Origin of the sequence: Flavobacterium sp. 5 (assembly GCF_002813295.1) — a bacterium.
Taxonomy (GTDB): Bacteria; Bacteroidota; Bacteroidia; order Flavobacteriales; family Flavobacteriaceae; genus Flavobacterium.
The window spans coordinates 3248014-3261182 of record NZ_PHUE01000001.1; the positions used below are offsets into that span (position 1 = coordinate 3248014).

Annotated in this window: 8 protein-coding genes and 1 tRNA gene; 7 read left to right on the forward strand and 2 right to left on the reverse strand. The window is 32.3% G+C overall.

Annotation, left to right across the window (positions count from 1 at the left end; genetic code table 11):
• The first annotated feature begins 215 nt into the window (after window positions 1-215).
• The 5 genes from CLU82_RS13525 to CLU82_RS13545 all read left to right on the forward strand — a co-directional run bounded on the left by CLU82_RS13525 (window position 216) and on the right by CLU82_RS13545 (window position 10767).
• Window positions 216-3701 carry a SusC/RagA family TonB-linked outer membrane protein gene (locus CLU82_RS13525; RefSeq protein WP_157813361.1) on the forward strand — a complete coding sequence of 1162 codons (3486 nt, stop codon included), beginning with the start codon at window positions 216-218 and terminating at the stop codon, window positions 3699-3701.
• Window positions 3702-3712: 11 nt separating this feature from the next.
• Complete coding sequence (locus CLU82_RS13530; protein ID WP_100843588.1) at window positions 3713-5233, forward strand: SusD/RagB family nutrient-binding outer membrane lipoprotein; 1521 nt, start codon at window positions 3713-3715, stop codon at window positions 5231-5233.
• 88 nt (window positions 5234-5321) lie between these two features.
• A complete protein-coding gene (locus tag CLU82_RS13535; protein WP_100843589.1) occupies window positions 5322-6344 on the forward strand; it encodes a glycosyl hydrolase family 18 protein in 1023 nt (340 codons plus the stop codon).
• Between the two features lie 313 nt (window positions 6345-6657).
• On the forward strand, window positions 6658-8595 hold the full coding sequence (nagB, locus tag CLU82_RS13540) for a glucosamine-6-phosphate deaminase (protein WP_100843590.1): 1938 nt from the start codon (window positions 6658-6660) through the stop codon (window positions 8593-8595).
• Between the two features lie 96 nt (window positions 8596-8691).
• On the forward strand, window positions 8692-10767 hold the full coding sequence (locus CLU82_RS13545; RefSeq protein ID WP_232735245.1) for a beta-N-acetylhexosaminidase: 2076 nt from the start codon (window positions 8692-8694) through the stop codon (window positions 10765-10767).
• Between the two features lie 306 nt (window positions 10768-11073).
• Here the strand turns inward: CLU82_RS13545 and CLU82_RS13550 are convergent.
• Window positions 11074-11147: transfer RNA gene (locus tag CLU82_RS13550), tRNA-Met, on the reverse strand.
• Window positions 11148-11300: 153 nt separating this feature from the next.
• Here CLU82_RS13550 and CLU82_RS13555 point away from each other — a divergent pair.
• Both CLU82_RS13555 and CLU82_RS13560 read left to right on the forward strand, forming a co-directional pair.
• A complete protein-coding gene (locus CLU82_RS13555) occupies window positions 11301-11693 on the forward strand; it encodes an START-like domain-containing protein (RefSeq protein WP_100843591.1) in 393 nt (130 codons plus the stop codon).
• A 53-nt stretch (window positions 11694-11746) separates the two neighbouring features.
• Window positions 11747-12586: an aminotransferase class IV gene (locus CLU82_RS13560; RefSeq protein WP_100843592.1), complete on the forward strand. Its 840-nt coding sequence runs from the start codon at window positions 11747-11749 to the stop codon at window positions 12584-12586.
• Here the strand turns inward: CLU82_RS13560 and CLU82_RS13565 are convergent.
• The gene (locus CLU82_RS13565; protein ID WP_100843593.1) at window positions 12578-13138 is read right to left on the reverse strand and encodes a YqgE/AlgH family protein; all 561 of its coding nucleotides are present in this window, start codon (window positions 13136-13138) and stop codon (window positions 12578-12580) included. The two genes, CLU82_RS13560 and CLU82_RS13565, sit on opposite strands and share 9 nt — an antisense overlap.
• Window positions 13139-13169 lie beyond the last annotated feature (31 nt).

A 13169-nucleotide genomic window follows, 5' to 3' on the forward strand; every position in this document is an offset into this window, starting at 1 on the left:
CTAAAAAGAATCAAAAGAAAATGCCTATGTAACACAAATCCTAAAGAAGAAAAGGATCGTTATTTACAAAAAAACCGGAAAATGCTCTAACATTTCCCGGCATAATAGATGCGATCAGTATTGCTAACCAACCACAATTAAAAACATTTAAAAGTATGAAAAAACTGTTGAACTCAAGTAGGTTCAAGAAACCTTTTTTGAAATTTGATTTAAAGATGAAATTAACCACATTATTTTTATTCACTTCCATGACTGTAATGCATGCAGGTGCTACGTATTCTCAAAAAGGAAAGGTCTCTTTCAGTGCTAATAATTTAGCCGTTGCAAAGGTCATTGAAAAATTAGAAAACACTACAAACTATAGATTCGTTTACAATGTTAGATCAGTAGATTTGAATCGAAAAATTGATCTCAATCTAAAGGGAGATTCCATGGAAACTGCTCTGAATACAATTTTTAATGATTCAGGGACAGATTTTAAAATTGAGGGTAATCATATTGTTTTAACTCCAAAGTTACCAGAAGTAAAATCTATTGTTGTTCCCATTGAACAAATTCAGAAATTTATGGTAAAAGGTAAAGTTACGGATCAAAGCGGAATGCCATTACCAGGGGTAACTATTCTTCTTAAAGGGACGACAAATGCAAGTCAGACAGATTACGACGGAAGGTATTCTATTGAAGCTTCTATAGGTGATGTTTTGATATTTTCCTTAGTTGGAATTAAAACGAAATTAGTCACTGTAACCGATCAGTCTGAATTAAATGTTAAACTTGCTGAAGAGTCTCAAAACTTAAATGAAGTTATTGTAACTGCATTAGGTATTAAAAGGCAGAAAAAAGAATTGGGTTATGCAGTTCAAGATGTTAAAGGAGATCAATTAAATAAAGTAATTACAACTAATGTTGCTACTGCACTTTCTGGTAAAATAGCTGGTGTAGATGTTTCTACGCCTGCAACAGGTGTAGGTGGTACTGCAAGAGTTATTATTAGAGGTATTTCGAGTATTAGCGAGAATAATCAACCGCTATATATTGTAGATGGTGTTCCAATTGATAATATAGGTTTGTCAAATGATGCTGCTTCTAAAAGCAAGTGGTTTGATGGGAGAGATAACGGTGACGGAATTTCAAGTATAAACCCTAATAATATTGAAAGTCTTTCGGTTCTAAAAGGGGCTGCTGCTGCTGCATTGTATGGTTCAAGAGCTTTGAATGGAGTAATCTTAATTACAACTAAAAAAGGAAGTAAAGGAAAATTACAAGTAGAAATTAACAGTGGAGTTAGTTTTGACGAGGTAAATGCTAAATATAAAGATTTTCAAACTGAATATGGTTCAGGAACCAATGGTACATTACCCGATCCTTTAAAATCAGAAACAGAAGTTTATTCTTATACTACAAATGCTTGGGGACCAAAATTTTCTCAATCTGTGGGACAACAAATTAAAATTTTTGATGGTTCTTTAAAACCTTATGCAAAAGTAGATAATAATATTCAGGGCTTTTTTAGAACTGGAGTTACAACTACTAACGGAATTGCTTTATCAGGAGGAAGTGAAAATGCATTTGTACGATTTGGATATAATAATTTGCAAAATAATGATGTAATTCCAAATACGGGGCTAAAAAGAAATGATGTGAGTTTAAGTTCAACGCTAAAATCTGATAAATTTACTTTAACGGCTAACGTAAATTATATTGCGGAGACTACTGAAAACAGACCAGGATTGGGAGATTCACCGAATAATATTGGATACTCTTTAAGTGGTTTAGCTCCTAATATTGATCAAGCTTGGTTGCAACATTACAAAAATGAAGAAGACGGTACTATTTATAAATGGAATAGTAATGTATATCAATTAAACCCTTATCTTACTGTTAATGATAATCATAATTCATCTGAAAAAAATCGTTTTATCGGAAATGTAAGTGCTAATTATCAGTTAGCAAAATGGATAGGATTATCTTTTAGAACAGGTTTAGATACTTATGCTTTTAGTTCTAAAGATTTTATGGTAGGTGGAAGCACATGGCCAGGAAGAGAAAATGGTTATTTAGGATTAGATCATATTACTGTTTCTGAGATGAATACGGATTTTATAGCCACTTTTAGTGATATTAAATTAGCGAAAGATTTGACCTTCTCAGGCTTATTAGGAGCGAGTAGAAGAGATTTCAATAGGGAAGAAGATTCAAGATTTGGACTTAATATAATTCAACCAGGTATAGAATATATTAGTAACTTCTCTAGTCAGACCGAAAATGCTCCTTCTGTAACAAAAACAGAAACTAACTCGGTGTATGGTTCTGCTAAATTTGATTTCAAAAATTACTTATATGCTGAATTTACTGGAAGAAATGACTGGTTCAGTGTAATTAATAGTTCAGCTCCAAGTGGTGCTTTTTACCCAGCTGCCTCTTTAGGATTTATATTCACAGATGCTTTCAATATTAAAAGTGATGCCTTTACTTATGGTAAATTTAGGTCATCATGGGCAACAGTTTCGAATGCTCCAGGTGCTTATAAAAATGCTTTAAACTATACTGTTCTTCCTTCTTATAATGGAGGTAGTGTTGTAAATGTTAAGAACACTGCTGCACCAAACCCAGATTTAACATTTCAATCAAAAGTAGGATTGGAATTTGGTCTTGATTTAGCTTTTTTCAAAAATAGATTAAAAGCTGATATCACTGCATATCGTGAAGATACTTCAGATCAAACTCTAGATTTGCCATCATCTCCAACTTCTGGGTATGAATATATTTCAGTTAATGCAGGTAAATTACGTAATGAGGGAATTGAGGTCTTTTTATCAGGGACGCCAATTAAGACTAAAGATTTTGAATGGGGAATTGATTTGAACTATTCAAAAAATAAAAATACTGTTCTTGAGCTATATCCAACTATTGATACCTATACAATTTCTGAAGCACGTTGGGCTGGAGCTGCAATTATTGCAAAAGTTGGAGGTCAATATGGAACTATTATTGGGAAAGATTTTCAGAAAACCGCTTCTGGTGAAATGATTGTTGGTGCAAATGGTTTACCATTATATACAGACAATAAAGTTGCTTTAGGAAAAGGTGTTCCAGATTGGTCTGCGGGTTTAACGAACAGATTTAGTTACAAAGGAATAACACTTCAATTTTTATTAGATATGAAATTTGGTATGGATGTATATTCTATGACAAACTCGGTTGCAGCTGTAAAAGGGCTTTTAGATGTTACAACAGAGGGTAGAGATGCTTATAATGCAGCAAGAGCTACAGCAGTTGCAAATGACCCTAATTTTAGTCAGGCAACTTGGATTCCTACAGCGGGTTATGTAGCTAACGGAGTTATTAATACTGGTACTGAAGCTAATCCAGTGTACACAAAAAATACGACACCAGTAAATCCACAGGATTATTGGAATAATGTTTTTAGTAATACTCCAGCACCATTTATTTATGATGCGTCTTATATAAAACTGAGAGAAGTAAGCTTAGGTTATACAATACCTAGAAGTGTTTTTGGAGATACAAAAATTAGTTCAATTTACATTTCTACTTTTGCAAGAAATTTATTAACATTTAATAAAGATTTACCAAATGTTGATCCTGAGTCGATGTATAGTGCTGGGAATGGTCAAGGATTTGAATATGGGGCATTACCATCAAAAAAATCGTATGGTTTTAATATTAAAGTTACATTTTAAAAAAATTAATTATGAAATTTAAACAACTAATAATAATAGCTATACTTGTGTTATTTACTGCAGTTAGCTGTACCGAAAACTTTGATGAACTAGAAAAAGACCCAGTATCGTTGTCAGCCAATCCAGCTGGTCAGCTCACTTTTATCGAGTTAAGTTTGTCTGGTGATAGTTATTACCAATGGAGAGCTAACTTGATTTATTCGGGAGGTTTTGTGCAACATTATGCTGGTTCTTGGGCAGTTACAGAATATGGTAATAAATTCAAGAAAGTTGAGGATTATAATAGAGCGTTATGGGCAAGCGTATATTCTAACGAATTGAAAAATGTAGTAGATATAATCGATAAAACAAGTGGTGATCCTGCGAATTCAAATATGAATGCAGTCGGGAAAATTATGAAAGTAATGATTGCACAACGATTGACAGATTTATACGGAGATGTACCTTATTCAGAAGCTGGTTTAGGATTTTCTAAAGGAATAGTAACACCTAAATATGACAAGCAAGAAGATATATACAGTTCATTTTTTAATGAATTAGAAGAAGCATCTGCTCAATTAAATGCATCTGGAGGAAAAGTAAATGGAGATTTATTTTATAATGGAGATATTACCAAATGGAAAAAACTTGCCAATACAATGCGTTTACGTCTTGGAATGAGAATTTCGGAAGTAAAACCTGCTGAAGCTGAAAAACAAGTTAAAGCAGCTGTACAAAATGGTGTTTTTGAAAGTAATGATGATAACTGTATTATGCATCATTTAGATGTTAGTTTTAATGGAACTCTTTCTGATTTTAGAGGAAATGGATTGTCTCAGGCATTTGTTGGTGATGAACATGGAGATCATTTTAGTAGTTTGTTGATTGACTTTTTAAGAGACAATGGGGATCCTAGATTAACAATGATTGCAACTCCTAAATCAACAAGTAGTCTTACTTGGGGAGGGCCTTTGGCTCCGGGAGAAGTTGTATATGCTGGTTGCGTACCAGGAACTTTTCGATGGGATGCTCAAGGAGGATCTAGCGCTCTTTCTGGGATTCAACCCTATCTAAAATTAAATACAACGCCATTTTTACATGTTGGATATTCTGAAACGCAATTATTGTTGGCGGAAGCTGCATATAGAGGATGGGTACCTGGTTCGGCTGCTGATTATTATAAAAAAGGTGTTGCAGCAGGAATAAAACAATTAGAAATTTACGGTGCACCAGCAACTAGTTTAACTACTATAGATACTTATGTGGATGCGCATCCATTAGTGGCTGGTCAAGAAATGGCACAAATTGGTATGCAGCTCTGGATTACTTATTTGTTTAATAGTATCGAAGCGTATTCGAACTGGAGAAGAACAGGATATCCACATTTAATACCAATAACAAATTCAGATTCTGAAACTGGTGGTGTTACACCAACACGTTTCTATTATCCAGGTGATGAACTTCAGAAAAATGAAGCAAATTATTTAGATGCTTTATCAAGAATGGGAGGAAAGAATGATTGGAGTGGTAAAGTTTGGTGGGATGTAAACTAAAAAAACATCAAAAGTAAAGTTATGCCTAATAGGGTATTATTTTCATTCTAATTAAAAAAATTAAAAACAATAGTTTAAATTAAAAATTATGATAAAAAATAAAGCCTTATTAGGCATCCTTTTTTTTCTAAGTACACTTTTTTCAGTCTATGGTTGTTCTTCTCAAGATGAGACTGATATCGAAAAACCAAACAAATCGGCAAGAGTCGTTGGATATTTATCATCGGATAGTTTTAGTAAAATAAACGTTATTCAGTTTTGCAAACTTACGCATCTTAATATATCATTTGCCAATCCTGATCTACAAGGAAATTTAACTTTTAATGGAGATATTGATGCTGTAATTGCGTATGTAAAAGCGGTAAACCCAAATATTAAAATTAGCATTTCTATTGCTGGTGGAGTTTTGACTGCAGAACAAGCTGCTAATTGGACTTTTCTTATAGACAAACCAAATAATAGACCTGCATTTATTCAAAATATTATGGCTTTTGTAGATAAACATCATTTAGATGGAGTAGATGTCGATCTCGAATGGGAGGCAGTAACCTACGGATATAGTGGTTTTGTTTTAGAATTAAGAAAAGTATTAACAGAACATAATAAATTAATGACGGCAGCTTTGCCTAATAATTCCCGTTTCGAAAACATAACTCAAGAGGCATTAAATTCATTCGATTTTTTAAACATAATGTCATATGACAGTACTGGTCCGTGGACGCCAGATAATCCAGGACAGCACAGTTCCTATGAAAATTCTAAAATAGGTATTGAATTTTGGAATAAACTTCAACATGTTTCTAGTGATAAACTTAATCTAGGTGTACCTTTTTACGGTTATAATTTTACGTTTAAACCTGTTACAAGTATAACTTATGCCCAAGTTATAGCTGCAGGAACTCCATTTGCAGATCTAGATCAAATTGGTAATATTTTTTACAATGGAAGACCTACAATAGAACAAAAAGTAGTTTATGCATCAGAATATACTGGAGGTATTATGATTTGGGAACTTGGTCAAGATTCATTTGATCAATATTCTCTACTAGATGTAATTCATAAAAAATATACCGCTCTAAAATTCAAAACTACAGGAATGTGTGGTAATTAAAAATGCAAAATAATATTAATTGCGAAATTAAATTTTTCTAGAATAAAGAGTCTTACCATTTTTTGGAAATAAAAAATGATACCGCAAGATCCCTTTATTTAAAGATTATTAAACCAGTTGCTCTGATTTTTAAAGCATTTCTACTTTGCTTTAAGAGTTTATTACTATTGCTTTTTTTCAAAATAAAATTTATATATAAACAGAACTCAATCCGTTTTGTTTCAAAAAAAACATTTTACGAGGTCATAAGTATGAATCTCTAATTTTAAAATAATTACTAATCAATACTAAAATAGATATAATTACAAACAACATGAGAATAACATCAAACTTAGGTAATGATATAAGCTTTAAGAAAGCTGGGCAGTTTGAAGATACCCGTTTTGAGAAAATTCACAACGTAATTTTTAAAAACGCTTCGCACGCTTCAATAATCGTTGCTCAAGAGATTGCGGATTTAATTCGTTCTAAACAAGAAAAGAATAAAAAATGTGTGTTAGGTTTGGTCACTGGATCTTCGCCTATAAAAGTGTATCAAGAATTAGTTCGTATGCACAAAGAAGAAGGATTGAGTTTTGACAATGTTATTACTTTCAATTTAGATGAATACTATCCTATGCCAAAGGAAAGTAATCAAAGTTATCATTATTTCATGCACCAACATCTTTTTAACCACGTTGATATTAGACCTGAAAACGTAAATATTCCTGATGGAACTATTGAACTAGAGGAGATGAATCAGTTTTGTGTGGATTATGAAATGAATATTAAAAATGCTGGAGGTCTTGATTTTCAATTATTGGGAATTGGTCGAACAGGACACGTAGGTTTTAATGAGCCAGGATCACATATCAACTCAGGAACTAGAATTATTACATTAGATCATATTACTAAAGTTGATGCATCTGGTGATTTTAACGGAATAGGAAATGTCCCTAAAAAAGCAATCACAATGGGGGTTTCAACAATTCTTAGATCTAAAAGAATTGTTTTGATGGCTTGGGGGCAAAACAAAGCTTCTGTCATCAAACGAACTATTCAAGGTGATATTAGCTCTGAAGTTCCTGCAACTTTTTTACAAAATCATAATAACGCGACTTTTATTTTAGACGAAGGTGCTGCATCAGAATTAACTCGTTTAGAAACACCTTGGCTGGTAGGAGAGTGTATTTGGACACCAGAATTAAAAAGCAAAGCTATTGTTTGGCTTTGTCAATATACAAATCAATCGATTTTAAAATTGACAGATAGAGATTACAATAACAACGGAATGTCTGATTTATTGGCTTCTGGAAGTTCTTCTTATGATTTGAATATTAATATGTTCAATGTATTGCAACATACTATTACAGGATGGCCAGGCGGTAAACCAAATACAGATGATTCTCATAGACCTGAAAGAACAAATCCTGCAAAGAAAAGAGTGATTCTTTTTAGTCCGCATCCAGACGATGATGTGATTTCTATGGGAGGGACTTTTGCCAAATTAATTAAGCAAGGTCATGATGTACATGTTGTATATCAAACTTCTGGTAACATTGCAGTTACAGATGATGAGGCTTTAAAATTTGCTGAAGTATGTAATGATTTTACTGATGGAGATAAGTCAGAAATTAATTTTCAATCCGTAATTGATGCTATTAAGTCGAAGCCAATTGGACAAAGTGACTCTATGGAAGTCCGTAAATTAAAAGGATTGATCAGAAGACGTGAATCATATGCTGCTACTAGATATATTGGGCTAAAAGATGAAAATACACACTTTTTAGATTTACCTTTTTATGAAACAGGAATGGTTCAAAAAAAGCCATTAGGTTCAGAAGATATTGCTATTGTAAAAAATATTATTGAGAAAATTAAACCACATCAGGTATTTGCAGCTGGAGATCTTGCCGATCCTCATGGTACTCATGAAGTTTGTTTGAATGCCATTTTTGCAGCTATGAAAGCATTAAAATCAAAACCATTCATGAATGATTGTTGGCTGTGGTTGTACAGAGGTGCATGGCACGAATGGGACATTCATGAAATTGATATGGCAGTTCCATTGAGTCCAGATGAAGTTTTATTGAAAAGGTATGCCATTTTATACCATCAGTCTCAAAAAGATAGAGTTATGTTCCAAGGAAATGACTCAAGAGAATTCTGGGTTAGAGCCGAAGATCGAAATAAAAATACGGCCAAATTATATGATCAATTAGGTCTTGCTGAATACGAAGCTATAGAGGCTTTTAAGCGTTTTGACTATTAATTGAATTTATTTGAAACGAAATTTAACTACTTTAAAAAATATAAAAAGGTCGAATTTAATTATATGTGGCCAATAAAAAGTAAAAAATACCTATACATGAAACAAAAAATTACAGTGTTATTATTACTAATTAGCTTAACCGTTTTCTCTCAAGTAAAAGAAGAGCAATTAAATTTGATGCCTTGGCCACAAAATATTGAACTTAGCGAAGGCTCATTCATGTTGACAAAAAATTTTAAAGTAAATATTACTGGTGCTCCAAACGCTAGAATATTTGTAGGAGCTACTAATTTTTTGCGCCGATTGGATGGAAGAACAGGAATGTTTTTTGATCAAGGATTTATAACAGGTTTAAATGAAGTTCCAGAAGCGCAATTGCAAATAAATTGTGTTAGAAGTGGAAAAATTGAACTATATGATGATGAAAGTTATTTGTTGGATGTAACATCAAACAAAATTACAATAAACGCGACAACTGATATTGGAGCTCTACATGGATTAGAAACTTTATTGCAACTTTTGCAAAATAATAGTAATTCTTTTTATTTCCCAGTTTCTAAAATCTCAGATTTTCCAAGATTTACTTGGAGAGGTTTAATGATTGATGGTTCTAGACAGTTTATGCCTATTGATGTCATAAAACGGAATTTGGATGGAATGGCAGCTGTAAAAATGAATGTTTTTCACTGGCATTTGGTAGATGATCAAGGTTGGAGAATTGAAATGAAAAAACACCCGAAGTTAATTGAATTGGCATCGGATGGAAATTACTATACTCAAGAAGAAATCAAAAACGTTGTAAAATATGCCGCTGACAGAGGAATCCAGATAGTTCCTGAGATTGATGTTCCGGGTCATGCATCAGCTATTTTGACGGCTTATCCTGAAATTGGTAGTAAAGCCGTGAATGTGAATGTTGGTTCTGGAGAAAAAGGGCAACAATTAAAACAAATTCAGACCTATAGTGTAGAGAGAAACGCAGGGATTTTCACGCCTACACTGGATCCTTCAAACCCAAAAACATATGAACTGTTAAGTTCTATTTTTGATGAAGTTTGCCCGCTTTTTCTTGGAAAATTTTTTCATATCGGGGGTGATGAAAACGAAGGGAAAGATTGGGACTCAAATCCTAAAATACAGGAATTCAAAAAGAAACATAATTTGGCTACCAACCACGAATTGCAAACCTATTTCACTATGCAGTTGGTTCCGATGCTTAAAAAGCACAATAAAGAATTAATGGGATGGGAAGAAATTATGACTAAAAACATGACCAAAGATGCTGTAATTCATTCTTGGAGACCTAATGAAGATATTGGAGGTCAGAATTCTTTAGCCAATGCTGTAAAAGGTGGGTATAAAACTGTTTTGTCAAATGGCTATTATATTGATTTAGTTTATAGCGTTGAAAATCATTACAGTGTAGATCCAATGCCTAAGGGTGTAGTGTTGAGTGACAAAGAAAAGGCAAGAATATTAGGAGGTGAAGCAACTATGTGGACAGAATTAGCATCAGCAAAAACCATAGATTCTAGAATTTGGCCAAGAACAGCTGCTATTGCTGAACGTTTATGGTCTAATGAAAATGTTACCGATATAAGTAGTTTGCGCAAAAGATTGAAAACAGTTTCTTTTAGATTAGAAGAATTAGGGTTAACTCATCTAAAAAGTAAAGAGGGATTGTTGAGAAATATAAGTAACAATCAAAAAAGTGAGGCTTTGTTAGATTTGTCTAATGTTTGTGAACCGTTAAAAGGATACACAAGAAATAAAGGAGGAACTGAATATAAAATGTATTCTCCATTGACATTATTCGCAGATGTTTGTACTCCTGACGCTTCTGATGCTATTTTATTCGGTGAAGCTGTTGTAAATTTTTCAAATAATAAAACAATTGAAAATCAAGTAATAGTTGTTAGCTATTTAAATAAATGGATAAAAATGGATTTCGATTTAAATACTTTGAGTGATAATGCACCACTTATTCAACCACTTTTACCATTGTCTAAAAGTTTGAAAGACATTTCAGAGCAACTTTTGCTCAAAATTGATAAAAAACAAAATATAGATATTTCTGTATTAAATGAATTACTCGAAAAATGTAATTCGAAAGAACATGCTGACGTTGAGTTAGCGGTATATAATAGCTTGAAAAAATTAGTTCAAGGATAAGATTTAAATTCAAAAAGTAAAGTTGTAATAGTTTAAGTTTGAGTTTGGTTATTTATGTTTTACTAGGTTTTCTTTATTTTGAATTGGTATTGTTTTTGTATGAAAACAATATTTAGGAGGCTGTCCATTAAGGACAGTCTCTTTTGTTTAAAATAGTTCTTTCTATTTAGGAATCATAGAATTTCAATAATTAATTCAAGTTGTTTAAACTCAAGTACCTCATTCTAGAAATAATATTAGTAATTATTTTTAATTTAATTCCAATAAAAAACCCTTAAACAATTGATGTTTAAGGGTTTGTTTTCGTAGCGAAGACGGGAGTTGAACCCGTGACCTCAGGGTTATGAATCCTGCGCTCTAACCGACTGAGCTACCTCGCCATATTTGGGATAATTTCTATCCCTGAATGCGGGTGCAAATATAAAACAATAATTAGAGTTTGCAAGCAAAAAAGAACAAAAAAATTTTTTTTTGAAAAGGTTTTTTTTTTGGAGTAATAATCTATATATTTCGCAAACGAAAAAAATGTATTCATGAATTTAAAAGTGCGTTACGAAATCGAATTCCCCATAAATTCTTCTCCCCAATTGTTGTATCAATATATTTCGACACCATCAGGCCTATCTGAGTGGTTTGCAGATAATGTAAATTCTCGAGGTGAGTTTTTTACTTTTATTTGGAATGATTCCCAAGAAAAAGCTAGACTAGCATCAAAAAAGTCTGGAGAAAAAGTAAAGTTCAAATGGGTAGATGAAAACAATAAGGATACAGAATATTTCTTTGAATTGAATATTTTAGTAGATGAATTAACCAAAGATGTCTCTCTGATGGTAGTTGATTTTGCTAGTAAAGAAGAAGTTGAAGAGGCTACTCAATTATGGGAAAACCAAATTTCAGATCTAAAACATGTTATAGGTTCGGTATAGTAGAATTGTATATTATAACTTATATTTGCCTGAATTAATTTCAGGCTTTTTTTATGATAAATTTTAATGGTACGATTGTATCTGAGGATGCAAGTGTTTTAGTGCAAAATAGAGGGTTTTTATACGGTGATGCAGTTTTTGAAACGGTAAAAATAGTGAATGAAAAAATCTTGTTTCTAGAAGATCATTACTTCCGCCTAATGTCTTCTATGCGAGTAGTACGAATGGAAATTCCAATGAACTTTACCATGGAATATTTAGAAGAGCAAATACTTTCGTTAGTTAAAAACGATGAAATTGCATCTTCTTCAAGGGCAAGAATTACAGTTTATAGAAACGATGGAGGCTATTATTTACCACAAAATAATACTGTATCGTTTTTGATAAAAGCGACTCCACTTGAAAATAAGGAATATTCATTTAGTGAGCAACAGTATGAGGTTGATTTGTATAAAGATTTTTATGTAACCAAACAATTATTGTCTTCTATTAAAACAACGAATCGTTTGATAAATGTGACAGGAAGTATTTACGCACATGAAAATGGATTAGATAATTGCATTCTGTTAAATGATAGTAAAAATGTTGTTGAAGCATTACAAGGTAATATTTTCATGCTTAATGGTAATAAATTGGTTACTCCTCCAGTATCAGAAGGTTGTTTAAATGGAGTTATGAGAAAGCAAGTTTTAGAATTAGCAAAAAAAATAGAAAGTATTGAAGTAGTAGAAGAAATAATTTCTCCATTTGATCTTCAAAAAGCAAATGAATTGTTTGTAACTAATGTTATTAAAGGCATACAGCCAATTACTAAATACAGAAAAAAAGAATTCTCAATAGAGATTTCAAAGACTTTAGTAGCAAAACTAAATGAAACTTTAGGCTTAGTTTAAATATGGGTTTTCAGGGGCATTGGACCAAATGAGATATTCGCCACCCAATTCCATGATTTGTTCTTTCCAGAAGTGGACAGTTGATTTTCCAATTATTTTGTTCTCGTAATTATTTTTGGTAATAATCCAAGAATTGGCTTTCATTTCATTTTCAAGTTGGTCTACTTCCCATCCTGTATAGCCCAAAAAGAAACGAATGTTTTCTTTTTTGATTTTACCGCTATTGATGAGATCTTTCGTAGAATCAAAATCTCCTCCCCAATAAATTCCATTGGAAATCTCAATACTATTAGGTATTAAGTCTGGAATATTGTGGATGAAGTATAAATTGTCTTGTTCTACTGGGCCACCGTTAAAAATTTTGAAATTGGCATTTATTTCAGGAATCAAATCATTGATTGTATATTTCAGTGGTTTATTCATAATAAAGCCTACTGAGCCATCTTGATTGTGATCCGCTAGTAATATTACAGATCTATTAAATGACAAATCTCCTATTATTGATGGTTCAGCAATAAGTAAATACCCTTTTTTTAATTTTTCTGAAATCATAAGGCTATATTTTTAATTAAATTTAAGAAAA